Raw genomic sequence first — 25,530 nt, forward strand, 5'->3', positions numbered from 1 at the left:
CACGAGAATTAGAGAGTTTCAAGGAGATGGATGAAGCAAACATATGTTGTAAGCGATATCATTGGGTTGAAACGGCATAAATCCGTCGATTCGGTGATCTGTGTACACTTTACATCAACATGACCTCGGTGTATGATTCATATCGTAATTTCTAATTTAATTTCTATTGTACATGAAAAAACGAAACAAACGATAATATCGATCTAATCAGTCATGATGTAAGAACGATGTTTTAATCGCTGAGTTTCCATTCATTCATGGGTGGAAAACGGGGGAACCAAAAGGATGCGCTGTTCTAGGGCAGTATGGATCCATGGGGTGAATTTTCCGGTAACAGCCGGAAATAGGGCGACTCTCGCGCCCGAATCCGTCAGCTAACCTCGTAAGCGTTAAAGGGAGAGGCAACAAGCCGTACGCTGGTTCATGGTGTTTTTGCCATGGATTCTTTAAGAAGCGTCCGGGAGGCCTTGGTCCCCCACGCTTCTTTTTTGTTGTCTTTTCACGCCAAGGGAGGAACGAATGATGGATAATGAGATGATTCTAGTGACTGCTCCGAATGAAGCGGGGCGTAAATTTATCAAACTGTTGATGTACAAAAAAATGCCGTTTGCCGTTCTGACCAACAGTGCAGGGGAAGAAAGGAAACTCCGGAAATTCGGGGTAGAGCATGTCATTCGCATGAATACAGCTGCGGCTGAAAAATGGTTTTTACCTCAGAGCAGTGTAGGTAATGTTTTTATTTTCGAGAATAGTCTGAACTTGACCTGTCGTTATTTGCAGATCTGTCGTTCGTGGACATCTAAGTCACTGTGTGTGATTACTGAACAGAGCCATCCAAAAGGAATTTATCGAGGCATGGGTGCCGATCGGATTGTCTATTCATTAAATGGAGAAGTGGGTTTCCTACTTAACGGTTGATGTTGCAACCGATAATTGCTCCCTTGTTAGGTGCCTGATATAATTGAAATATTAGATCATTAAACTTATGAACAAATGGTAAACGGAATTTTGAGGAGACTCATGCATGAAGTGGGTCTTCTTTTTTTATTGTTCAGGGGATGCAGCAAGAGTTTCCCGTAGCTGACAAGGAGGAATAGATGTGCCGGATGTACGTGGGTTAAGATGGTTGTTCTTCGATGTAGGAGATACGCTAGTAGACGAATGGGAGCCTGTAGACGATATTATCGGTCAGTTTGTGAGAGAAGCCTGTGCGCTTGGATATCCGGTGCAGATCGAGACTGTGCGGGAGATATTTGTCACCTGTTACCGAAACTATGAGGCGTGGCCAATGAAAGTGGCGATACGCACGTTGATTAGCGATGAACAGCATAGAGAGCAGATTCAGGCTAAATTGAAGTTTCGCAAAGAGCTTGAGCAGCCCTATGCGTGCGCAGGTTCAGTGCTCAAATCACTGTCACGGTATTATCGCATTGGCATCATTGCTAATCAGAGTCCGGGCACGGAGGAACGGTTAGAGCGTTATGGATTGCGTAAGTATGTGAATGTGCTTGCCTGCTCGGCTGAAGAAGGAGTGTCCAAGCCTGATCGTGAACTGTATGCGGTGGCATTGAAGCAGGCAGGGTGCAGGCCTGAGGAAGCGGTTATGATCGGAGATCGCATTGATAATGACATCGTTCCGGCGAAGAAGCTTGGAATGCTAACGATACGCATTTTACAGGGGTATGGACGGTTCCAGCCTGAGCTTGAAGATCAGGATCACCCGGATTGGACAATTGATAATCTAGAGCAGCTTCTTCCTTTACTTTTACCAGATCAAGATTAGGAGATATATACTCCAAAATACTCTTCGTTGCTGATGACCCTACTGGAGCATATAGTTCTGGAAAAGGATAAATAAGAGCCGACCCATTTCAAGTGAACATTTCACTTGCATGAGTCGGCTCTTTATTTACATTAGAACAGTGCTATGGTCTGAATAATGAGGTACACATTCAGGACAACGATGACTGCAGCGATGATCCATGACGTGATTTTTAACCAAAGTTTGTTCGCGAATGCACCCATACTCTTCTTGTCACTCGTAAACATGACCAGCGGAATAACCGCAAAAGGAAGCTGTAAGGAAAGTACAACTTGGCTTAGGATCAACAGTTCCTCTGTTCCGTGCTCTCCTGCAATAGCGGTAACAATGACGGCAGGAATGATTGCAATCAGGCGAGTGACCAGACGTCGCAACCATGCAGGGATTCGAATGTTAAGGAACCCTTCCATAACAATCTGTCCAGCGAGAGTACCGGTAAGTGTCGAGTTCTGACCAGATGCCAACAGGGCAACGCCGAAGAGAACACTTGCAACAGTGGTGCCAAGCAGAGGTGTGAGCAGATGGTAAGCATCTGCAATCTCGGCAACCTGTGTCATACCGGCACTGTGGAATACTGCCGCAGATACGATCAAGATCGCTGCGTTGATGAACAGCGCGAGTGTAAGTGCAATCGTAGAATCCATGGTTGTATAACGAATAGCTTCTTTTTTACCCTGTGGTGTCTGTTCAATCTGACGTGTCTGCACAATGGAGGAATGCAGATACAAGTTATGCGGCATGACAGTAGCTCCGATAATACCGATGGCGATGTAGAGCATGGCCGGATTCTGTAGGATTTCAGTGCTAGGTACAAAACCGTGAAGCACTCCGCCCATATCGGGTTTTGCCAAAAACAGATCAATACCGAAACAGAGGGCAATGGTTGCCATAAGCACAATTACAAGGGTTTCGAGCGCCCGGAAGCCTTTATTCTGTAATACTAAGATTAATAGTACATCCACAGCTGTAATAATAACGCCGTATAACATTGGAATGTTGAACAGCAGCTTCAAGGCAATAGCGGAACCAATAACTTCCGCGAGGTCAGTGGCTGCAATGGCAAGTTCGCAGAGTACCCAGAGCATGATGACCACTGGCATACTGAAGCGTTCACGACAGGCTTGAGCAAGATCGCGTCCTGTGACGATCCCGAGCTTACCCGCGAGCGATTGTAGCACAACAGCCATCAGATTCGAGATCAGAATAACGGACAGTAGTGTGTAACCAAACTGTGAACCACCTGCGATATCTGTTGCCCAGTTACCGGGATCCATATATCCGACAGCTACCAAGTAGCCTGGGCCAACAAAAGCGAGGAACTTTTTCCACCAAGCCGCGTTCTGAGGAACCTTCATGGAGTTGTGAGCTTCCCCAAGGGAAGGAGCCATTCCAGCCGTGGATAGCGATTCTCTGGAAGGGGCGTTGAACGGATTTCTTTTACTCATACAATAATCACCTGACTTTGAAATAATAATGAGACAACATGTGATATGTGATATATCTAAATTTTTATGTTTATTCTTACATTGTACTCCTTCAATAATTTTTGTCTAGTGCAACTTTTGTGTATCTACACAAAAATAAGCCGATGTCTTCATCATGCTCAACTGTATATTACCCATCGATTAGAAATTTCAGCCTTTGAGTGTTATTTGCATGAAAATAAGAAAGATGTAAAAGCTGAATATGAATCCAACATGCGTTTCAAAATGAGCCAGAAGTTTAAAATGAATTGTAGGCAGCAAAAAAACAAAGTGAAGGAGAGATTCTAATGGAAGCTTTATATACAGCAACAGCAACAGTTAAAGGTGGACGTACAGGCTCAGTAACTTCTTCGGACGGCGTACTTCAGCATGATCTGAAAATGCCTAAAGAACTGGGTGGCTCTGGCGGTGAGGGAACGAACCCTGAACAGCTCTTTGCAGCCGGATATGGAGCATGTTACGAGAGTGCACTAGCTAACGTGGCGCGCAAAGCAGGTGTGAAACTGGAGAATGTGGTTGTAACAAGTAATGTATCCATTGGTAAAGACCCTGCGGATGATGGATTTCAACTGTCTGTGCGTCTGGATGTAAGTATGCCAGGCGTTGATCATAGTCAAGCAGAGGATCTCGCTCGCAAAGCTCATGACTTCTGCCCTTACTCCAAAGCGACTCGTGGCAATATCGACGTTGTATTAAATGTAGTCTAACCAATACTTATAGGAAAAGACTTGATTTTAAATAGCAGGTATATCTGATATCGATCTGCTATATAGGACAAGCCCTGCTGGTAATCGGCAGGGCTTTCTATTTCAGTTTTGAGTAACCTCTCTAATTAAATTGGCTGATGGTGCAGGAGATTGTAGGGTCAGGAGCGTACTCTTTTACATAATTATTCTCTTATTTCATGTGAGCTATCCTAAAAAAAGGGGGAACGCAAAATGAGTATTGAAGAGATGATCGAACGGCGGTTTGTATGTTCGAAGTGCCGAGGAACCGATTGTGATATTAAGGAAGTGTCGATGTCGGGAGCAGGTTTAAGCAAAGTATTTGATATCCAACATAATCATTATTTGTTCATCACGTGTACTTCTTGCGGATATGTAGAGGTATTTGATCCGGATGTGCTCAAGGGAAAAAAACAAGGACAGGTAGGGACTATTCTGGATATTTTGTTTGGAGGATAAGATTACAAAAGGTTGATTGTACGGAAGTGTTCCGGATTATTCCAGTTCAGCCGTAGCTACTTGAGTTGACATGGGCCTAAAATTTCTTTAATATGACTTAGTACTGAGAAGTATCATTGCATGAACCAAATTTGAATTGACAGGTGATATCCATGTCTTATAGACCGAAAATTGCACAACTGCAAGTAGCTAGCCAAAACGAAAAAGACGGATTGTATGAGTTTACAGTAAAACTCGAAGATGGTACACATTGTCGTGTGTTCTACTCCCGTTCCCCAGAATGGAAGTTGACTCATATCAGTCGTCTGCAAAAAACACCTTGTCCTGTATGCCGCAAAGATTTCATTTGTAAATGTATGGATCAGTGGTCAGAAGATCTGCATCACCAAATGATCGATGAGCAATGGGTGGACAAAGGACTTGCTGAAGTAACTCAAAACTAATTTCGTCTGATTTCGGGTGAACTGCCCAGACAGATTCGAGCGTAGGCACCGAGCCTACGCTCTTTTTCTATTTTCCTTTCTGTTATCAGAGTGTTAGGTATGGAGATATGTAATTCAGTGTTACTAGATTTAGGGCACGTTCTAGTTGAACATAGTCTAAAATGGGTAAGTTAGTCTAGGGCGTGTCTGGAAACTCCGAAGGACGCAGATTTAACCGAATTTTCGTTCCAAGCAAGGAAATTTTCCGCAGGCGTGCCGGGGCACGTCAAGGGAAAGTGACGCAGCAGGGGGCGAAAAGGCGGTGAAAGATGCACTTCAGCGAGTTTTGAGACACGTCCTGATAGCATCAACTTTAGGAGGCCTCCATTATGACAGCTAAGGATATCGATCAGCATCAAGGACACCCCATTGTGCTCGTGGACGGCGTATGCCATTTCTGCCAGGGCATTACCAAATGGATTATTAAGCGTGATCCGGAGGGTAAATATCATTTTGCATCACTGCAGTCCGATATTGCGAAGGAATTACTGCGGAAGGGCAATCTTTCGCCAGATCAGATGGATACATTTGTACTTATTGAAGACGGCGTTTATTATACGCGCTCTACGGCAGCGCTTCGCTTAGCCAAAGGTCTCAAGTTCCCCTACCCATTGTTGTATGGCTTAATCATTGTTCCTAAATTCATACGTAATGCTGTATATAATCTGGTTGCTCGCAATCGTTATAAATGGTTTGGTAAGGATGAGGCTTGTATGTTGCCGACACCAGAGATCAAAGAACGTTTCTTATAAGGTAGTTTAAAAAGATTGCTTTTGATTACGAATGATGCCTGTTGGCATCATCAGCATCGAATATGGAATTCAGCCGAAATGTCCGTTGCTCACGTAGGTCTGCCTACGCTCCGCTACTCCATTTCTAGCTTCATCCCATCTTCTCGGTACTGAAAACCAATTTTTTTAAACGGGGGTATTTATAATCTTTGATTAATAACGGGAAAAACTGGGTAATCAATAAGGATTATATTTATTTGGGAGGAAATCAACTTGAAGAAGTGGACTACATTAATTATCGGGGCATTATTATCCATCAGCTTGGCCGCGTGCGGAAACGATACAGATAACAGTGCTGCAACGCCGCCAGCAAACAACGAATCAACCAATGAAGCAACGAACGAAGGTACAGCAACTGAACAGCAGGAGACGGCAGCAGTTCCTACGCTAGATGAGTTAATTACCAAAACAAATGAAGCAACCAAAGCGATGAAGAGCTTCACAACTGATGCAACAATCGACCAAAATCTGAAGCTTGAGGCTGGTGACCAGTCCCAGGATCAAGAGGTTAAAACTTCGATGAAGATGGATATCATCAAAGATCCAATGATGATCTATCAAGAGATGAAGGTCGAAATGGCAGGGCAGGAAGCACAGAATGTGAAGCAATATATTACTTCGGACAATATCTACTCACAAGTTGGCGACCAGTGGGTTACAATTCCGGAGGATCAAACCAAGGCATTGATTGAACAGATGCAAGCAAGCATGAATCCGGAAGCCGAGCTGGATCAGTTCAAAAAAATCGCTGAAGATACGAAGATTACAGAAGAGGGCGACAATTATGTAATCAACGCTGACGTATCGGGTGACAATGTGAAAGAATTAGCCAAATCCGTCATGGAGCAAAATGGATCCGATGCTCAGACTCAAGCGATGCTGGAGCAGATGAACATTACGAGCATGAAGATGAAGTATATGGTTAACAAAGAGACGTATCTGCCTGCAGCTACTGATGTAACCATGGTAATGGAAATGGAGCAGAATGGACAAAAAGTAACTATGGACATGAAAATGAACTCCACCTTCTCCAACCATGACCAAGTAGAAGAGATTAAAGTTCCACAAGAAGCTTTAGATAGCGCGAAGTAAGTTATCTGGGTGCTAAGTGGTGAGTAATCTTTAAGCTACACGAGTGTAATTAGAGGCATGCCTTAGCACAGTTCTGTGTGTAAACATGATGTTTGCACACATCTGTGCAGGGCATGCCTTTTTTTGTTTATGTTGATCTTTTCTGGTCATAGATCAGGGATGTATAGTAGAATTTATGTAAACGTTTAATGGGGAATTATAGCTTGCTCAGTATCTCAAGAGAGGGGTTTCAGAAATGATTCAATACGCACATTTACATCATGTCAGCCTGGCTGTACGTGATCTGGAGATTGCGAAGCAATTCTACTCCGGACTACTGCAGATGCAGGAGATTGAACGCCCGCCTTTTCGCTCTACAGGCATATGGTATGCCATTGGCAGTCAGCAACTGCATTTGCTGCAACATCCTGAAGGGCATACGCTGCGTGAAGCGGGGATTGATACGACGGATGGGCATTTTGCCATCTGGGTTACAAGCTATCAGGAAACAATAGACTGGCTCACAAAGCAAGGCATCGAATACGAAGCAAGACCAGATAGTGTGGCTGGCTTTGCACAGATTTTTGTCCTTGATCCCGATCGTAACATTATTGAGTTTGGCGCATTATATAATTCTTAATCATCGGCTGTATGAGAGATGTCCATATGATTTGCATGAGCTTTAGTTAATTTCGGCTACAGGATCATTTGTATAAATCTCTTGCTCCCCCAGAAATTGTATGATATATTATCCATACATTCATAGCACGTGACGGAAGCACCGTCCATATGCTGCATGTTCATGCAGTCATTGGACGGTGCTTTTTTGTGCTTTTTTTGCGGGGAGGGGAGAACAATTGATCGTTCTAAAAGTAGTGCTTGCTTCTAAAGATCGAGAATATATCAGCGCCTGGTTAGATTTTGTGCAGGGGAGCTCATCAGGCTCTGGTTTGCGATTCACAGCATTTTCACAATGGGAGCCATTCAGAGAGCATATGCAGGGACAGGGGGAGCGAGAGATACCCGATCTGGTCATTGCGGAGCAGGAGCTGCTGAACGCTTGGCTCAGTAATGGTGGGGATACCTCGGGCATCCCATGGTTAATGTTAAGTGAGGGGAATGATGAGGTGCACGAAGATAAACAGTTGATGAAATATCAACCTCTGCCCTCATTGTTAGATGCAGTGCTGAACGCATGCCGCCAGCCACGTCGCAAGAAGGCGCATCGACCGGGTCAGGATACGCTTTCTATTGGTGTCATCTCTGCCTCAGGTGGAAGTGGGAAGACAGCAGTTGCTCTGCATATGGCGAAGCAGTTAGGACTGGCTGGATATGCTGTGCTTTACCTTAACCTGGAGACGTTGGACAGTACGCAACCCTTCCTTGAGAAAGGTCTAAACCGAAGTCTACAGCGTCAGCCTGATGCCGAAATGGGGCTGTCTCGACTTTTATATGATCTAAAGGCCAGCAGGAAAGAAACAGGGAAAGCGGTTCAGTTGCAACCGCAGTCCAAAGGTGTAGATCATTATGTCCTCCGTCATGAAGGACTGAAGTCCGATGTATTCTGGCCTCTAACGAACCGCAAAGAGTTGCTGCAAATGTCCAAGGAGGATACTGCTAATCTCATTCAACACCTGACTCAATGTGGACAATACGACGTCATTATTCTAGATGGAGATTCAGGCTGGGATGGACGTAGTGAAGGGATCATTGAAACAGCAGATACGTTCGTATGGCTTGTAGAAGACGATATTGCTGCGATGCATCGCTGGGGGCAATGGATACAGTACGCTGAGCGAGTGAAGCCAAACTGGATTGAAGGTGTAATGGATCGTGCGAGATTCGTGGTGAACAAATATCGGGATAGTGTTGTGAATGCGACGCCAAGACCTGACCTGCATCTGGATGCCGTATTGCCATATATTCCATCCTGGAGGCAGATTAGTCAGGAGGAAGTAATGCTTAGCTCACCGATCTTTCAGCGAGAAGTGAAAAGGTTATGTGCGCTGCTGATCCAGAATGGAGAGGAAGAGCTAACGCAGACAGGTCGAATTCACCAGGGAGTGGGAGGACGCTAATGACAGACTCATCCCTTAATGATCTAAACCGGGAAGAACTGTTCCAGCATATGCGTCAGGAAGTAAGGGCTGGGCTAGATCTGACCTCATCCGCAGGAGACGAGGAGTTATGGCAGGGAATTGAGCGGAAAGTGCTCTCTGATCCGAACCTGCATGACCTGACATCTGGAGAGCGACATACGTTGGTACAACGGCTATATGACTCCTTCCGTGGGCTAGATATATTACAGCCGCTTGTGGATCATCCCGATATTACGGAGATTATGATTAATAGCCATAAGGAGATATTTGTAGAGCAAGCAGGTGAAGTTAGCCGGATTACACTTGAATTCGAATCCAAGGAACGGCTGGAGGATATCATCCAGATGATTGTGTCTGGGGTAAACCGAATTGTTAACGAATCTTCTCCAATTGTTGATGCCAGGCTTAAGGATGGTTCACGTGTCAATATCGTATTGCCGCCCATTGCCTTGAAAGGGCCTACGATGACAATTCGTAAATTTCCAAGTGAGCCGCTGACGATGTTGAATCTGGTTCAGAAGGGTGCCCTGCATGAAGAGGCAGCAGAATTATTACAACAGTTGGTTCGTAGTAAACACAATATTTTTATCGGTGGCGGTACGGGTTCGGGCAAAACCACGTTCCTTAATGCATTATCTCAGTTCATTCCCACTGATGAGCGGATTATTACGATTGAGGATTCGGCAGAGCTACAGATCGTGACGGTACCTAACCTTGTATCTATGGAGACACGTAATGCCAACACTGAAGGTAAGGGTGAGATATCAATTCGGGATCTAATCAAGTCTTCCTTGCGGATGAGACCCAATCGTATTGTCATTGGTGAGGTTCGGGGTGCGGAGGCGCTAGATATGTTGCAAGCCATGAACACAGGTCATGATGGTAGCTTGAGCACAGGTCATGCCAATAATATTCGCGATATGATCAGCAGGCTGGAGACGATGGTACTTAGTGGTGCGGATCTTCCGATTGCTGTTGTGCGGCAGCAGATTAGCTCTGCAATCGATATCTTTGTGCATTTGTCCAGACTACGTGATCGTTCACGTAGAGTAACGGAGATTAGTGAGGTTATGGGTATAGAGAACGGGGAAGTACTGCTTAATCCTTTGTTTCGATTCCAAGAGCAAGAAGAACGTGAAGGGAAGATTATTGGGGGACTGATACAGGTTGGTATGCTGAGTCGAATCGACAAAATTCAGATGGCTGGCTTGGGCGACTGGTTTGTAGAATACATAGAACGAACAAAGGAACACAATTCGTTAAAGAATTAATTTGCGTATAACAACGTTATTTAGATACTAGATATGGTTTGGAAGGTGATTATTGTTGGCGGAAGCTAGACAAGCATTAACCGATTACACCGTATTCACGTTATCCCGGAGACAGCGATTTACCTGCATGCTGATTAGTGGATTATTATTTTTCGGCATCGGTATTCTATTCTACCATCACTGGTTGGCTGGCATTATCCTGGCTGCAGGGTGCATCTGGGTGCCTAAACATTGGACTAAGGTGTTGCTTGAGCGAAGGAGAACGACGCTCAGTCTGCATTTCAAACAGGCACTATACGCACTGTCTTCTGCACTGGCTGCGGGTAAATCAGTCGAGAATGGATTTAAGGAATCGGTAGAGGATCTACGGATGCTGAACCCCGAAGCAGATACGGATCTGATTCGAGAGTTTACTATTCTGCGGACGCGGATGGAGTATGGACAACCTATTGAGGAAGCCTTGCAGGATTTTTCCGATCGAGCACAGGTTGAGGATATTACGAATTTTGCAGACGTGTTTATTACTTGCAAACGAACAGGTGGTGACCTGGTCGAGGTTGTCCGGCGGACATCTTCTGTAATTGGGGAAAAGCTGGATATTCAGCAGGATATTATGGTTGCCATAGCACAGAAAAAGTTCGAATCCAAGGCGATGTTTGCTGCCCCGTTTATATTTCTTATTTTTCTTAATTTGACTGCAAAGGACTTTATGGAACCTCTATATAGCGGCATGGGATATCTAATCTCCACAGGTGCTTTAGCACTGCTTGCCTGCTGTTATCTGTGGATTACACGAATTATGGATATCAAAGTATAGAGGATTTCTCGATTACGAGGGATGGCTGAACACGGACTACATGATAAGGAGTTGAAACGATGCTACTTCCCGTCATATTCGGCGGAATGCTCGGGATTGGATGGCTGATACTGGATCGTACCCAAGGACAGACCTACCGCCATTTACGTAAGCTGGAGATGGAAGGATTACGATTCAAGAAGCTGCACGCTCCATTCTTGTTTTTATTGGATAAGTTTGAGGTGGGACGTCGATTGCCTGTAGTGATGTTCCGTATGCAGCATGCCATTCAGAAGATGTATGGCATACAGCACAGTGGAGAGAAAACGCTGCTCTACAGTGCGGAGATGCTGACATATACCTGGCTTATGTTATTGATGGGTTGCTTATTATCTCTTGTTGGGGATATAGGTCTTGGTGGATTGGCAGGTGGTATAGTGCTTGGTGCTCTTCTACCCTTTGCGTTATATAAGGATCTCAGCAGTAAGGTGCAACGCAGAGATCAGGATATTCTGGTGGAATTACCGGAGCTACTGAATCGAATTGTTCTATTGGTTGGTGCTGGAGAGACGGTACAACGTGCCATTATGCATTGCGTTGCCAGTCAGGGAGAACGAGATCATCCATTGTACAACGAGCTACGAAAGACAGCCCATGACTTGAATAACGGTTATTCGTTTCAACAGTCGTTCGAGCAGTTCAGCCGGCGCTGTGGGGTACAGGAAGTAACGATCTTCACAACAACGGTGTTGCTTAATTTCCGGCGTGGGGGAGGTGACTTTGTATTGGCGCTACGGGATCTTTCGCATGTGTTGTGGGAGAAACGTAAGGCTGTTAGTCGGGCAAAGGGAGAACAGGCTTCTTCCAAACTTGTGTTTCCAATGGTACTGATCTTTTTTACGATCGTTGTAATGATTGGGGCACCTGCTTTTATGATGATGAATATGTAGGAGGAATTGGGATGCTGGAATTAATGAATAACAAGGTCAATGGATTTTGGAAGGAAGAGGATGGGCTTGGTACGCTAGAGCTCATCTTGATTATCGGCGTTATTATCATTATTGCATTGATATTCAAAAAACAAATAACTGAATTAGTCACAAATCTTCTTGGTAAGGTGACGAAGAAAAGTGATGAATTTTTCCCAGGATAACCGGAGGAATAAGGAGGAGGGGAGCTTCACGATTGAAGCCTCCCTAGTCTTCCCAGTTGTGTTGTTTACGCTTGTTATCCTGCTTTTTTTCAGCATGTATATGTATCAAAAAACGTTCTTGAATCAGCATGCATATGCTGCATCCGAGCGTGCCGCTTATAGCTGGGACAACAGTCACAAGCAAGCGATGACCGGAGAATTTGCTACAGGAGAATACGACAGCCTGTACTGGAGATTGAAGGATGACCAATTGCTCGGCGCACTCTTTGGCTGGGCAGGAGCTGACAATCAAGTTACGGCTTCAGTGCCGGCAGGTGAAGGTGGTAGCTTATCTGAACAAAAGTTATCCCAAGCAGTTCAAGGCATGCCTGCGACGATGACTGGAACGATTGAATACCAGAATACGCTGATTCAGCGTAAGGTAACGACCAAGCTTGAACAGATGATATCTTTGCCACTACCTTCTTTTTTATTCGATTCAGGTAACAATGTGTTTACAACTGCTTCATCTGCGGTTGTTGAGCCGGTAGAGTTCATTCGAACGGTGGATTTAATTCGTTATTATGGAGCCAAGTTCAAAGGCAAAGGTGGAACTGGAGATAGCAACGCTGCGGAAGCGGGACAGGTCGTGCAATACTTCGGAAACCGTAAAAAGTGACAGAAGGAGGGGGGATCGCTGTTTAGAAAAAAAGATGGTGAAGCGGGAGCCGTTACCCTTTTTTTAATATTAATTTTGGCAGGCGTGTACATGTTTGTCGCTGTATTCATTGACTATGCTCGCATTGCCGCTTTCAAAGTGCAGGCTGAACGCATGACACATGCTGCGCTAAGATCTGTCATGTCAGCATATGACCCGTCACTGCGCGAGTATGGATTATTCGCTTATGGAGACAGCAGCAGCGAAGCCATTATGGCTAAGGTGCTGAATGACAGTGTGAAGCCATCTGCGGTGAAGGATAGCTTTCCGATTCTTGATATCCAGTGGGATACAACATCCTTAAGTATGGATCGGGAATTAGGGAATCACGAGATATTCAACCGTCAGATTCAAGAGGATATGAAATATCGGGCACCTGTCGATTTTACCCTTGAAGTGGTCAATCGTTTCAAACCGATGTCTGAGGAATTAAAGGAAGCAGCACATACAGTGGATTTGCTCAAGAAACTGCAGAAGCTGTATGACAAGCGAGAAAAATTGTTGGATGAAGCGATTGAGAATCAGACAGAATCGGCGGATAAGCTGAAAAATCTTCCGGATCTGATCATGAATCCGCCTTCGTCTGCCATATATGATGAGATGCTGAGAGAAGCACCAGAGACTGCTGCTGAAGCCGCAGCCCGGTACGCTGATTATCTTAATAAAAAGCAAATCGACGAGGGTCTGCCCTTCACCCAGCAAATGTACATCGTAGAACTGGGGCGTTATCGGACAGGGGTTGGCAAAGTGGCGACAGGCATAAGCATGACTATTCAGCCAGCTTTTCAGACGCATCAAACCAAACTGGAGGAGGCACATGCCAAGATCGAAGAAGCCCGCCAGATTAACGAAGAGATGAAGCGAGTTATTGCTGAGGGAGAGAATCGTTCACAGAATGCCAGCTACGATAACGTAGGTAATTCAACGCTGCCTGGCGCGAGCCCTTCATCTGCTGGACGAGGTGATGAGGCTAAAAGTACACGTTCCCTTGCTTCCGAGCTTGTGAGAGCTGATTCTTTATTCGATCAATTGAATGCACGAGTTCGTTCACAGACGTCAGATTTCAACCTCGTGCAAACGGACAGTATGGAACTCAATATGCAGCTTCATAGTGTCACGGCTATAAACGGTGTTGCAATTAAACCCGCAGTTACACAAGCAAGCCGGACTACAGAGCAATATATGAATACCTATGTACGCAGCGGCTCCTCAAATGTCATCATGCAAAGTAAAAAGCAGCTTGAAGAGGGACGAGGGTCAGATGCCCAGCGTAAAGCGAACGACAAAGAGTCGAAAGGCAAGCTAAAGGAAGTCAAACGCATGTTGTCACAGATTGAAAAGGGCAGCTCAGGGTCAAAGGAAGCATTCAAGCAATTAGAGGCGTACTACAACGCAAATATTGCTTTTAACGAGGCGAGTCGTGAAGAGTCTAAAAAAGCCGAAATTGATGGTGATCCCTACGATTCTGGTGGCAATGCCATGAACGGAATGGACAGCTTGTTCGGTGGTATGTCAGGACTATTAGACAGTCTGGGGGATGAGTTATTCCAGAACGAATATGCGCTGGCCTATTTCAACTCAATGGATTTTGGACAACTGTTCAGCTGGACAGAGGGGAGTGGGGATGCAGGGGATGTCTTTAAGCTTGAGAATCAAGAGCTGGAGTACATCGTTTACGGTTTCCATAATCCTTCAGGTAACATTGCGGCTGCTTATGCCGAAATCTTTGGGATGCGACTAGCGATTCGTACGGCAGAAGGGTTAGTGAAGAATAGCAAGTTAGGCAATCCGCTTTTGGTACTCTCCGCAGCTATTTTATATGGAATTACACATGCGATTGCAGACATGGTGGCTCTTGCCAAAGAGGGCAGCGTTGAATTGTCCGATTATATCAAAGTGAAATTGACATACCGAGATCATCTCAGACTGTTTTTACTTATGCATAGTAATAATGACCGGAAAATGTCGCGGATGCTTGCACTAATTAGGCTGAATACGGGTGTGAACCCAGACGAGAAGCAGACATATGCATCTAGCGAGATACGAAGTAGCATCAAATTATGGTTCCTGCCTGGCGTCGCCAAAAGTATAGGCGCGGTATTAGGCAGCGCAGATCAGGTTGAGGATGGGCGAATTTTCATTGATCGGAAGGCGGACTATTCCTATTAAATGATAAGGCTCGTTCTGGTGGAGGGAATATGGATAAGCAGTATCAGCAGCATGCCCAGCAAGAGAAAATGTTGGAACGATTGCAGACACGTCTGACACAGATCAACAGACTAGAGCGCTTGAAAAATCTAAAATCCTTGAAAGAACGTAGCCGTTCTGCAAAAAAGGAACAGGGCAGCATCGTGCTGGAAGCTTCATTAGTGTTACCTGTGTTTTTGTTCTTTGTCATGTTCTTAATCTACATTGTGCAAATGACACTGGTATCTACTGCACTCCAGAGTACAGCAGGCGAAGCTGTAAAACAGCTCTCTACCAAGATATATCCTGTATCTCTTGTATTTACCCCTTCTGATTCAGCAGGTAGCGGGAGCAGTGATTCGGGGACTGGCTGGAAAATACCTGAGCTGTCCCTCACAGAGTGGGCAGAAGGGTATGCATCTTCGCTTCCAGAGCCACTTAGTAACTGGGTACGGGCAGCAGCAGCTCGAGGAGAGCAGCCTTTACAGGAGATCAAAACATCTGTACTGGAAGCTGTGCTTGATCCAGTTGTAAAGCCGCTGCTAAAACCCTTTATGAATACTTCAATACTGGATTATGAACGAGTACATGTAAATGGGGTCTCTATCCCTGATCTTAAAAACAAGACCAATCCATATTTCAGACTTGAGCTGAGTTATGAGTTGCCACTCAAGGTGCCTTTTATCGGTAAATCACTAAGAATTCAGGCTTCTGCCGCAGAAAGATTATGGATTGGAGATACAGGAGAAGGCTCCGACGGTAGTGGAGATGGCACAGATTCAACAAGCTCAGTTACTGTGTTATCCAAGCCAGAGCCAGCATACATAGGCAATAATGCCATGATTAGGGTTAAGGTAGAGCCCGGAACCACAGCGAATTTAACGATCTTTTACAAGTCGGGGGAAAGTACAGCCAAGCACATCGGTTGGGCAACTGCAGATGAGAACGGAGAAATTCAGTGGGAATGGTTTGTTGGAACACGTACAACGGAAGGAACGTGGACGTTTGTTGTAGAGACAGCGGATGGTGTTGTGATGGAAACGGCGTTCGATGTTGCCTCTAGAAAGTAATAGAAGTGAGTGTTCAAAATTCGGTTTTCAGTACCACCTCTAGAAGGGAGGAGAGTCGGAAGTGACCTGGTTCTCTATGATTTGCGGTTTATATATACTGGCAGCTTTTGTTACAGATGTACGTTCAATGAAAATTCCGAATCGGTTGACGCTTCCTGTGACTGTTGCGGGACTCCTGGCTCATACGATCTGGCAGGGCTGGGAAGGGTTCATATTTTCAGTAACAGGATTTGGTGTTTGTTTCGGAATCATGTTTCTAATGTATGCATTTGGGGCTGTTGGTGCAGGAGATGTTAAGTTATTTGGCGGCATAGGAGCATGGACAGGGCTTGTGTTTGGCATTCATGTATTGGTCTATTCCATTTTGTACGCTGGCGCAATTGGTCTGATCATCTTGTTGTTCCGTAGAGATTCTGCCAAACGAATTCGTGCCATGGCAAGTGGGATTGCAGGCTTCTTCATGCTTGGCTCACTTCAGCTGGTTAGTAAAGATAAAACATTAAAGTTTCCTTTTATGCTGGCGGTATTACCCGGGTTCATCAGTGTTTATGTGTATATGGCTTCGACATAGATTGAATTAAAGCTATTTGGAAAGAGAGGATCGGTATGTATGGATTAACAAGGGATTTTATCCGCAACGGTGGAGCCTTTATGGTTCTGGAAAAACCGGAAGGGATGAAAATGGAGAGTTTAAGCCGAGTACAGACGGGTATGCTCACTGCCAATTCGATTCCACGGCTACTACCTATCCATATTCGTGAAGTGGACAGCACGGTAACGTTACAGTATGACATCTCAGGCTATAAAATGCTGTCACAGGTTTTGAAGTCGAGCAGGATTGAAATGGCTGTTCTTTATGGTATATTGTACCAGATTGCGGACACCTTTACCGAATGTCGTCAATATATGCTGGAGTCACGTAAGTTGATGCTGCAAGAGGAGTATATTTTCGTAAAGGGATCGCTTGAGCAGGGTGAGCTTGGTTTAGTCTACGTACCTCTTATGGATACGCCAGAAGTGGATTCTACACCTCTACAATTTCGCGAACTGGTTATTCGCCTAATGTCACATACGAAGGAATTACAAGGACAAGGCATCCAGCGTGTTCTGCAATTATGCGATACGGAGCAATGGGATGTTCAGTTATTGCGAGAGTTGTTGCTGGAGTTGTATGTAGATGAACAGAAAGGTTCAAGTAACGTTGAGTTTCTATCTTCAAGATCGACTGGAAGCGGTGGGGTCGGTAAGCATGCACAACTATCAGGCAATCATGCTTCAGAAGATGTTCGAATAGGCCAGCCACAATTTAGTAGTCGGGAGTCTTACTCGCCGCAGCATGTGCTTTTTGAATCGGAACAAAAGCTCCATTGGCGTCAACACGCCAAGAATCCTGATGAGAAGGAACTGGATATAGTGAACAGGTCGATGTCCAGCTCTTCAACTAGACGTTCTCAACGAGATACACCACCTCAGTCATCTCAGTCTAACTTCGGTAATGAGCAGTCATTAGGGCGGTTGCCCAAAGCGTCAGTACAAGATGACATGTATGATGAACCGTTGGACGATCAAGCCGAGCAGAAAGCGGCTTCTTCCAAGGTAACTTATATCCTGTTGGGCTGTATGGTGGGCATGGCATTGATATGGAGATTCATCTACATGGAGCAACCAGGTGAAACACAAATGATCCTGTCTGCTGCATTAAGTGTTGTATTGCTTGCCATCGCTGTATGGGCGTGGATTAGCAAGGGGAGATTCAATACGCCAAAAGGCAACACCAAACGTAACAAAGCAGATCAGAAACAGGATTCATATCCATACTCGGATTCCGATTCGAACGCTATGGACACTTCTACAGATAAAAAATCTACCTTTTTTGGGTTAGGCAAGAAACGCCCTAAAGAAGAGGATGAGATGTTTCAGGAGAACTGGCGTTGGAACGCTCCAGCACCGGCTATCGATCAAGCTTCCACTGCTGCTGGTTACGTAGGTCATGGTACGAGTACTCGTTTTCAGGATTTGCATACAGAAACGCATGATAATCTAACTTCGCAGGCTGCGCCTATCACTCCATCGACCTCTGAATTACCACGTTATCCTGTGGCAACAGAGCCAACGGTTAATTTGCAGAATGTAGGAGGTGGGGAACAAGCAATAGCAGGAATGGGTATGTCGTCATTTTATCTGGAACGTCGTTCAGCGACGGGTGAGCATAATGAACGGATGGATGTACGCGGAGCTTCTTTTGTGATCGGAAGATCAGCAGACATGGTGCAGTGGGTCGATACAGCAACCGGTGTGTCCCGTGCTCATGTGGAATTGAGCCGGAACAAAACGGGCTATGTGATCAAGGATTTGGGCTCTGTCAATGGAACGATTCTTCAAGGCAATCCACTTGCCCCGTACAAAGAATATCCATTGCAGGATGGAGATACATTTACGTTAGCTGATTCATCATACACCTATCGATCAGTCGGATAAGTCTCGATGCTTCAGGTCTTCTAAGGCTTTGGTTAATGTAGGGAATGTAAATTCGAACCCGTGATCTAGAGCCTTTTGCGGAATCACGCGCTGTCCTTGCAGCAGCACTACCGAGAGTTCGCCTACCAAAGCCTTGATGAGGAATCCAGGTACAGGGAACCAATGCGGACGATGATATACCTTCCCGACAACACGTCCAAACTCATCATTTGTTACAGGGTTCGGTGATGACGCATTCACCGGTCCTGAGATGTCTTTGTTCTGAATCGTAAAATCAATCAGTCGCACGATATCCATAATGTGGATCCAACTCGTCCATTGCTTGCCACTGCCTATTCTACCGCCAACCCCTAACATATAAGGTAGTTTCATGAGCGGGAAGGCTCCCCTTTTATGACCGAGTACAAGACTTACCCGGATTTTCACAAGCCGTACATCTTGGATGGCATGGGCTGCTATTTCCCACTGTTCAGATACACGGGATGGAAAATTCATTGATTTTTGTGGACTACTCTCATCAAAGGTCTCGGTTGGAGACGTTCCGTAGATCGCCATCGCAGATGCTTGAACGACAACCTCCGGTTTGTTCTCTAGTGATTTGACGAGCTTAGCTACACGAGCTACCGTCGTTACTCTGGATTCCACAATTTCTAATTTTGCCTTGGTCGTCCAGCGCTGATTCAGTGTCTCCCCAGCAAGGTTCACCAAGGCATCCATTCCTTCTAACAAATGAGGCTGTTCCTCGGCTTGCTCCCAAGAGATGTATGTAAGATTCTCACTAGGGTTATGAAGGTCGGGCAGTTTGCGTGTAATGATTTTCACATGGTATCCGGCCTGCAACCAATAATCGACAAGTGCGCCTCCTACAAATCCGGTTCCTCCACAAATAGCAATTTTCATGCAAAATAACCCTCCTTTTATATCATTATGCTGATAATTACCCTGACAACCGATCAACAAACAGCCCCGACTGGTAAGCAATGCCTCGAATGGGTCTTACCTGACGGAGCTCGTTGGAAATTAAAATAGTAAATTAGATTCCTAGTGAAGATGGCGATTATGATTTGTGGTACAACTATTTAATGATCGCTCGTTTATTTTATCTACGTATTTATTTGTTTATTAGATGTTTATAGGGCATATAATCAATTTTATTTTTCTCTAAGAATTTCACTAGGAACTTATTATCACGCTTCGGGGTGGCAATAATGTATCCTTTGATGCAATGATCTCTCGAAACTTCTGTAGCTTGATCTTCCACAGCGATTCTACCAATCTCAGCAGCGATGGAATGTTTGGCGATATCACGAAAAGGACCGGGAACAGGTTCCACCAGTTGATCCAAAAATGCCTTGGCTTCGTCTGTCCATAAGTGACGACTTGTCTCGACCCAATGATTCTGCCAATCTAGCTTGGACTTGCCGTCTGCCTTAGGGAGAACCTTCAGGAACTTGCGCATCATAAAAAATCCGCCAATGCACATACTGCCGAGCAAAACAAATGTCCAGAACGCCATGGTATTCATAAACCAATTGCTGGGTGAACTGCTGACCAGCGTCAAAGCATAGGAATCGAAAATCATTGCGGAGTCACCTCGGTTCATTGATTTTCACGGATAGACGAAATCCGTCTGCCCATGTTCCAGATGTTAGCTGTAAAAATTAGCCTGTATCCCGAATTATAGCGCATTTCTAGATTTATTTCGATAATCGCGTTAGAATAAGGGATAATTCAGATTAAGGGGGATCAATGATGCTGAAAATCGGCTCCCACGTGTCCTTTTCGGACAAGGGATTATTGAGTGCAACGAAGGAAGCGTCCTCGTACGGTTCTAGCTCGTTTATGATATATACAGGTGCACCGCAGAATACACGTCGTAAGCCTATCGAATCCATGTATATTGAAGAAGGTAAACTTGCTATGCAAGCAGGTGGAATGGAAGATATCGTTGTCCATGCGCCTTACATTATTAACCTCGGTTCGTACAAAGAAAATACGTATGAGCTTGCAGTGAGCTTCCTTCAGGAAGAGATTCGTCGTACACATGCCATTGGTGTCAAAAATATCGTATTGCACCCAGGTGCATTTACCGACAAAGATGCACATTATGGTATTGAGCGGATCGCTCAAGGACTGAATGAAGTGCTGGACGGTGTGAGAGAGACTGATGTAAATATCGCCTTGGAAACGATGGCGGGTAAAGGGACTGAGATGGGTCGGAGTTTCGAAGAAATTGCCCAAATCATTGAAAAAGTAACGCACAATGAACGCCTTACTGTATGTATGGATACCTGTCACATTCACGATGCTGGATACGATATCGTGAATGATATTGACGGTGTTCTGAAACAGTTTGACGAAATCGTAGGTCTTGACCGCATTGCGGTTATGCATATTAATGATAGTAAGAACCCAGTGGGTGCACATAAAGACCGGCATACGCCGATTGGCTCTGGCTGGATTGGTTATGAAGCGATTCATCGTATCGTTCACCATGAAGCACTACAAGGCCGCCCATTCATTCTGGAGACGCCTTGGATCGGGAAAGAAGCCAAGACACAACGTCCGATGTACGAAGCTGAGATTGCTTTGCTGCGCGGCGATATTGAAGGTCGATTTGGCGGAGAGTTCCTGACAGATGTGGAGCAATTGCATCACTTCTTCCAAGGGAAAGAGATTGAAGCCCGTTCTTATGTACTCGATGTGTGGACTTTGCTCAAGAACGATGCCAAAGCCAAAAAAGCAGATCCACGTGAACCGCTAGAGCGCCTATATGACTTGGTAGCTGAAGCAGCGCTGTTCCCACAACTCAGTGAAGAACAACTGAATCAACGCTTGATTGCTTGGCTTGCAGGCAAGGAAGCACTGGTCACGGTTTAATTTGAAGGAGGAAGAATAACCCGATGGAGATTCATGCTAAACAAGTACGTCCTGATGCTAAAAACCGCGCCGATCGGGCGCGGATGCTCATTTCCTGCCCTGACGGGCCGGGAATTGTAGCGGCTGTTTCACATTTCTTGCACCAGCACGGTGCAAACATTGTTCAGTCTGACCAGTACACGATGGATCCGGCTGGCGGTATGTTCTTCATGCGTATTGAGTTTGACCTTCCACAGCTCGAAGCGAGTCTTCCTAAGCTGGAAGATGACTTTGCTGAGGTAGCAACTCGTTTCGAAATGGAGTGGACTTTGTCGGCTGTAAGCCGTAAGAAGAAACTTGCCATTTTTGTATCCAAAGAAGATCACTGCCTCGTTGAATTGTTGTGGCAATGGCAAGCTGGTGACCTCGATGCAGACATTGCACTGGTTGTTAGTAATCATCTGGATATGAAAGATTATGTGGAGTCCTTTGGTATTCCATATCATCATATTCCGGTTACAGCAGACACGAAGAAGGAAGCGGAACAACGTCAGCTCGACATCATTGGTGACGATATTGACGTTATTATCCTTGCGCGTTATATGCAGATCATCTCACCAATGTTCATTGAACATTATCGTAATCGTATTATTAACATTCATCACTCATTCCTTCCAGCCTTTGTGGGTGGCAAGCCTTATGCTCAGGCATACAACCGTGGTGTTAAAATCATTGGTGCTACGGCTCACTACGTTACGGAAGAGCTGGATGGTGGACCGATCATTGAGCAGGACGTACAGCGTGTAAGCCACGGGGATGACGTCACTGAATTGAAACGTATCGGACGTACAATCGAACGTGTTGTTCTTGCGCGTGCTGTGAAATGGCATGTAGAAGACCGTATCTTGGTTCACGAAAATAAAACCGTTGTATTTTAAGCTTATGCTTTAATACTGCGCAAGGTTGATTCGGAGCCACATAAACTGGCAAAAGAAAAAGGCGATTCCTATCTATGTACTTCATAGGGGATCGCCTTTTTTGAGCTTAGTAAAGCCTTTTGCACATAATTCAAGAGTTACTCCATAGATGAGGTGGGCAGTGACCCAGTACAGAATGGCGTGTGTATCATTCAAATCAGGAACACGTGTAGACAGTTGGGATAGCGGAATATAGAGAAGAGAGGAAACTGCGCCAATTAGGATACCTTTGAGCATGGCATACTGAGGGCGATTCTGTATCCACCATATGTAGAACACGCCGATGCCGATGGATACAACGAGGTGCAGGGCAAATTCTACGAATTCTGGCAGTATTGGTGGTAGCCCGGGCACGAAATCAATGTTTAGGAGCAAAGTATAGACCGAAATGCCAGTAAATGACTGAATGGCTTTAAGTAAAAATCCAAGTACGAGGCCCGAAAGGACGCCCGTCCATACACCTTTGAACCAAGGGATGGTCTGCCGGTTTAACTCGGAACGTTTAACAATAGGGTCAGAAGACATAGCGAGACCTCCAATCCATGAAATTTACTTCGCTTCCTGAAGTATACTACGTTTTGAATTCCCAATCAGGATCACAAGAGCAAGTTAATATTAATAAAAGCTAAAATGAAATCTACATGCCAAAAAGAGTATGGTTTTCTGGTTAAAGGTTATACTTCTTCCGATGGATGGACGAGGCTCGTCCTGACGAAAGATGGGCTGGAATGTTTTTTTACACGATTTTTTGGCGCTGTGAACCCATCTCTCGCAGCAAATCACCGAATTTTCCCGAACTTCTAAAAGAAGGTTATGGAAAAGCTTCACGCCAAGTGATACAATACAAAAGTGAATAAGTCAAAATGAAACACTCAAGCGGATTCACTTATTGTTATATACGGTTTGCTTGGTATTGATGAGAGGGATTCGCTTGCGCACCCGACTTATCTAAAGACATGAGGAGGACAAACCATGACTGACAAGAACGAAGCGATTCAAAAGGACGAGAACACTACAATCGACAATCTGTCGATTACAACCGTACGTACTTTGGCGATTGATGCAATTGAGAAGGCAAATTCCGGACACCCGGGAATGCCGATGGGCTCCGCTCCAATGGGGTACCAACTTTTTGCAAAAACGATGACTCATAACCCGAACCACCCAACTTGGGTTAACCGGGACCGTTTTGTCCTGTCCGCAGGACATGGCTCCATGTTGCTGTACAGCTTGCTGCACCTGAGCGGCTACGACTTGCCAATGGAAGAACTGAAACAGTTCCGCCAATGGGGAAGCAAAACTCCGGGTCACCCGGAATTCGGACATACTGCTGGTGTTGACGCAACTACAGGCCCACTGGGTCAAGGTATTGCAATGGCAGTTGGTATGGCGATGGCTGAAGCACAATTGGGTGCAACATATAACAAAGAACAATTTAACGTTGTGGATCACTACACATACGCAATCTGCGGTGATGGTGACTTGATGGAAGGCGTATCTCATGAATCAGCTTCCTTGGCTGGACGTTTGCACCTGGGTAAACTGATCATGTTGTTCGACTCCAACGACATCACTTTGGATGGTAAATTGGATCTGTCTTCTTCCGAAAGCATTGCGAAGCGTTTTGAAGCTTATGGCTGGCAAGTGCTGCGCGTTGAAGATGGTAACGATCTTCCTGCAATCGAAAAAGCAATTCAAGAAGGTCAAGCAGACACGCTGCGTCCTACATTGATTGAAGTGAAAACTGTTATTGGTTATGGTAGCCCGAACAAACAAGGTAAAGGCGGCCACGGCGGTACTCACGGATCTCCACTGGGTGCAGATGAAGCTAAATTGACTAAAGAATATTATAAATGGGTTTACGAAGAAAACTTCCACGTACCAGCTGAAGTTCGCGATCACTTTGCACAAGTGAAAGATCGCGGTATCGCTGCTAACCAAGCATGGGATGAGAAGTTTGCTGAGTACAAAAAAGCATTCCCAGAGCTTGCTGCTCAATTCGAGACAGCGATCAACGGCGACCTTCCAGAAGGATGGGATCGTGACCTGCCTAAATATGCAGCAACAGACAAAGCACTCTCTACTCGTGTAGCATCTGGTAACGCTCTGAACGGTCTGGCGCACAACGTGCCACAACTGACAGGCGGATCTGCTGACTTGGAAAGCTCCACGATGACTCACTTGAACAACCTGACTAACTTCACTCCTGAAGATTATGCAGGTCGCAACATCTACTTCGGTATCCGTGAATTCGGTATGGCTGGTGCAATGAACGGTATGGCTCTGCACAGCGGCGTAAAAGTATTCGGTGGTACGTTCTTCGTATTTACAGATTACCTTCGTCCAGCAGTTCGTCTGGCAGCATTGATGAACTTGCCAGTAACGTATGTCCTGACTCACGACAGTATCGCTGTTGGTGAAGATGGTCCTACGCATGAACCAATCGAGCAATTGGCTTCCCTGCGTATCATTCCTAACTTGACGGTGATCCGTCCAGCGGATGGTAATGAAACTTCTGCTGCATGGGCTTATGCGCTTGAGAATAAGAGCAACCCGGTTGCCCTTGTACTCACTCGTCAAAACTTGCCAATCTTGGAAGGAACAGTTGAAGGATCACGTGAGAACGTTAAGCGCGGTGCTTATGTTGTTTCTGATTCAAAAGACGGCAAAGCAGTAGCACAAATCATCGCTACAGGTTCTGAAGTACAACTGGCTGTTAAAGCTCAAGCTGCACTTGCAGAGCAAGGCATCCAAGTTCGTGTAATCAGCATGCCAAGCTGGGATCTGTTCGAGAAACAGGACAAAGCGTACAAAGAATCCGTCCTGCTTCCAGACGTTAAAGCTCGTCTTGCAATCGAGATGGCTCATCCAATGGGTTGGGAGAAATATGTTGGCGATCAAGGCGACATTCTCGGAATCAACACATTTGGTGCATCCGCGCCTGGCGACCGTGTTATCCAAGAGTATGGCTTCACAGTGGATAACGTTGTTAGCCGCGTAAAAGCACTGCTGTAATAGACTGACCAACGCGCAATAGAATAAAAGCTTATTTCCGCAGAGAGGGGTGGGTAACCACCCTGAACTGTTTTGCCTTTTGTTTTCATTAACT

The 25,530-nt window shown here is 45.3% G+C and carries 25 protein-coding genes and 1 riboswitch; of the genes, 21 read left to right on the forward strand and 4 right to left on the reverse strand.

From position 1 onward, the window contains the following. Positions 1-227: 227 nt before the first annotated feature. A riboswitch (cyclic di-AMP (ydaO/yuaA leader) is annotated at positions 228-404 on the forward strand. 115 nt (positions 405-519) lie between these two features. Both M3636_RS11180 and M3636_RS11185 read left to right on the forward strand, forming a co-directional pair. Further along, positions 520-918 carry a hypothetical protein gene (locus tag M3636_RS11180; protein WP_235540704.1) on the forward strand — a complete coding sequence of 133 codons (399 nt, stop codon included), beginning with the start codon at positions 520-522 and terminating at the stop codon, positions 916-918. Between the two features lie 181 nt (positions 919-1,099). Continuing rightward, positions 1,100-1,783 (forward strand): HAD family hydrolase, encoded by a 684-nt coding sequence (locus tag M3636_RS11185; RefSeq protein WP_251382577.1) that lies wholly within the window; start codon positions 1,100-1,102, stop codon positions 1,781-1,783. 131 nt (positions 1,784-1,914) lie between these two features. On the opposite strand, the gene M3636_RS11190 is transcribed toward M3636_RS11185, so the two are convergent. Then, entirely contained in the window at positions 1,915-3,210 is a 1,296-nt protein-coding gene (locus tag M3636_RS11190) for an Nramp family divalent metal transporter (RefSeq protein WP_128104350.1), read from the reverse strand. A gap of 383 nt (positions 3,211-3,593) precedes the next feature. Between M3636_RS11190 and M3636_RS11195 the strand changes: the two genes are divergently transcribed. The 16 genes from M3636_RS11195 to M3636_RS11270 all read left to right on the forward strand — a co-directional run bounded on the left by M3636_RS11195 (position 3,594) and on the right by M3636_RS11270 (position 18,585). Beyond that, on the forward strand, positions 3,594-4,013 hold the full coding sequence (locus tag M3636_RS11195; protein WP_056699592.1) for an organic hydroperoxide resistance protein: 420 nt from the start codon (positions 3,594-3,596) through the stop codon (positions 4,011-4,013). Positions 4,014-4,244: 231 nt separating this feature from the next. Beyond that, positions 4,245-4,490: a zinc ribbon domain-containing protein gene (locus M3636_RS11200; protein ID WP_056699587.1), complete on the forward strand. Its 246-nt coding sequence runs from the start codon at positions 4,245-4,247 to the stop codon at positions 4,488-4,490. Positions 4,491-4,642: 152 nt separating this feature from the next. Next, positions 4,643-4,933: a hypothetical protein gene (locus tag M3636_RS11205; protein ID WP_128100775.1), complete on the forward strand. Its 291-nt coding sequence runs from the start codon at positions 4,643-4,645 to the stop codon at positions 4,931-4,933. Positions 4,934-5,301: 368 nt separating this feature from the next. Next, complete coding sequence (locus M3636_RS11210) at positions 5,302-5,724, forward strand: thiol-disulfide oxidoreductase DCC family protein (RefSeq protein ID WP_145410101.1); 423 nt, start codon at positions 5,302-5,304, stop codon at positions 5,722-5,724. Between the two features lie 252 nt (positions 5,725-5,976). Further along, the gene (locus tag M3636_RS11215) at positions 5,977-6,855 is read left to right on the forward strand and encodes a DUF6612 family protein (protein WP_251382578.1); all 879 of its coding nucleotides are present in this window, start codon (positions 5,977-5,979) and stop codon (positions 6,853-6,855) included. Positions 6,856-7,090: 235 nt separating this feature from the next. After that, the gene (locus M3636_RS11220) at positions 7,091-7,474 is read left to right on the forward strand and encodes a VOC family protein (protein WP_056699563.1); all 384 of its coding nucleotides are present in this window, start codon (positions 7,091-7,093) and stop codon (positions 7,472-7,474) included. Between the two features lie 217 nt (positions 7,475-7,691). Beyond that, on the forward strand, positions 7,692-8,912 hold the full coding sequence (locus tag M3636_RS11225; RefSeq protein ID WP_251382579.1) for a P-loop NTPase family protein: 1,221 nt from the start codon (positions 7,692-7,694) through the stop codon (positions 8,910-8,912). Then, positions 8,912-10,204 (forward strand): TadA family conjugal transfer-associated ATPase, encoded by a 1,293-nt coding sequence (locus M3636_RS11230; protein WP_251382580.1) that lies wholly within the window; start codon positions 8,912-8,914, stop codon positions 10,202-10,204. The genes M3636_RS11225 and M3636_RS11230 overlap by 1 nt, the downstream gene beginning before the upstream one ends. Positions 10,205-10,259: 55 nt before the next feature. After that, positions 10,260-11,021: a type II secretion system F family protein gene (locus M3636_RS11235; RefSeq protein ID WP_128100780.1), complete on the forward strand. Its 762-nt coding sequence runs from the start codon at positions 10,260-10,262 to the stop codon at positions 11,019-11,021. Between the two features lie 59 nt (positions 11,022-11,080). Next, positions 11,081-11,950, forward strand: coding sequence for a type II secretion system F family protein (locus M3636_RS11240; protein WP_251382581.1), 870 nt, complete (start codon positions 11,081-11,083; stop codon positions 11,948-11,950). 11 nt (positions 11,951-11,961) lie between these two features. Further along, the gene (locus M3636_RS11245; RefSeq protein WP_128100781.1) at positions 11,962-12,153 is read left to right on the forward strand and encodes a Flp1 family type IVb pilin; all 192 of its coding nucleotides are present in this window, start codon (positions 11,962-11,964) and stop codon (positions 12,151-12,153) included. Continuing rightward, the gene (locus M3636_RS11250; protein ID WP_251383052.1) at positions 12,134-12,811 is read left to right on the forward strand and encodes a TadE family protein; all 678 of its coding nucleotides are present in this window, start codon (positions 12,134-12,136) and stop codon (positions 12,809-12,811) included. Before M3636_RS11245 ends, M3636_RS11250 begins: the two co-directional genes overlap by 20 nt. Positions 12,812-12,901: 90 nt before the next feature. Then, positions 12,902-15,019: a hypothetical protein gene (locus M3636_RS11255; RefSeq protein WP_251382582.1), complete on the forward strand. Its 2,118-nt coding sequence runs from the start codon at positions 12,902-12,904 to the stop codon at positions 15,017-15,019. A 29-nt stretch (positions 15,020-15,048) separates the two neighbouring features. After that, positions 15,049-16,107, forward strand: a complete 1,059-nt coding sequence (locus M3636_RS11260) for a TadE/TadG family type IV pilus assembly protein (RefSeq protein WP_251382583.1) — start codon at positions 15,049-15,051, stop codon at positions 16,105-16,107. A 61-nt stretch (positions 16,108-16,168) separates the two neighbouring features. Beyond that, positions 16,169-16,678, forward strand: a complete 510-nt coding sequence (locus tag M3636_RS11265; protein WP_251382584.1) for an A24 family peptidase — start codon at positions 16,169-16,171, stop codon at positions 16,676-16,678. A gap of 35 nt (positions 16,679-16,713) precedes the next feature. Then, positions 16,714-18,585, forward strand: a complete 1,872-nt coding sequence (locus M3636_RS11270; RefSeq protein ID WP_251382585.1) for a DUF6382 domain-containing protein — start codon at positions 16,714-16,716, stop codon at positions 18,583-18,585. Here the strand turns inward: M3636_RS11270 and M3636_RS11275 are convergent. Both M3636_RS11275 and M3636_RS11280 read right to left on the reverse strand, forming a co-directional pair. After that, positions 18,574-19,485 (reverse strand): TIGR01777 family oxidoreductase, encoded by a 912-nt coding sequence (locus M3636_RS11275; protein WP_251382586.1) that lies wholly within the window; start codon positions 19,483-19,485, stop codon positions 18,574-18,576. The two genes, M3636_RS11270 and M3636_RS11275, sit on opposite strands and share 12 nt — an antisense overlap. A gap of 211 nt (positions 19,486-19,696) precedes the next feature. Further along, positions 19,697-20,167, reverse strand: a complete 471-nt coding sequence (locus tag M3636_RS11280; protein WP_145410146.1) for a DUF2621 domain-containing protein — start codon at positions 20,165-20,167, stop codon at positions 19,697-19,699. A 170-nt stretch (positions 20,168-20,337) separates the two neighbouring features. Here M3636_RS11280 and M3636_RS11285 point away from each other — a divergent pair, with 170 nt between their 5' ends. Then, a complete protein-coding gene (locus M3636_RS11285) occupies positions 20,338-21,465 on the forward strand; it encodes a deoxyribonuclease IV (RefSeq protein ID WP_128104352.1) in 1,128 nt (375 codons plus the stop codon). Between the two features lie 23 nt (positions 21,466-21,488). Further along, positions 21,489-22,382: a formyltetrahydrofolate deformylase gene (gene purU, locus M3636_RS11290; protein WP_128100788.1), complete on the forward strand. Its 894-nt coding sequence runs from the start codon at positions 21,489-21,491 to the stop codon at positions 22,380-22,382. An 81-nt stretch (positions 22,383-22,463) separates the two neighbouring features. Here purU and M3636_RS11295 read toward each other — a convergent pair whose 3' ends face one another. Next, complete coding sequence (locus tag M3636_RS11295) at positions 22,464-22,946, reverse strand: hypothetical protein (protein WP_128100789.1); 483 nt, start codon at positions 22,944-22,946, stop codon at positions 22,464-22,466. A gap of 447 nt (positions 22,947-23,393) precedes the next feature. On the opposite strand from M3636_RS11295, the gene tkt reads away from it, so the two are divergent. After that, a complete protein-coding gene (gene tkt, locus M3636_RS11300) occupies positions 23,394-25,436 on the forward strand; it encodes a transketolase (protein ID WP_128100790.1) in 2,043 nt (680 codons plus the stop codon). The last annotated feature ends 94 nt before the right edge of the window (positions 25,437-25,530 follow it).

Origin of the sequence: Paenibacillus sp. MER 99-2 (assembly GCF_023714095.1) — a bacterium.
Lineage (GTDB): Bacteria > Bacillota > Bacilli > Paenibacillales > Paenibacillaceae > Paenibacillus.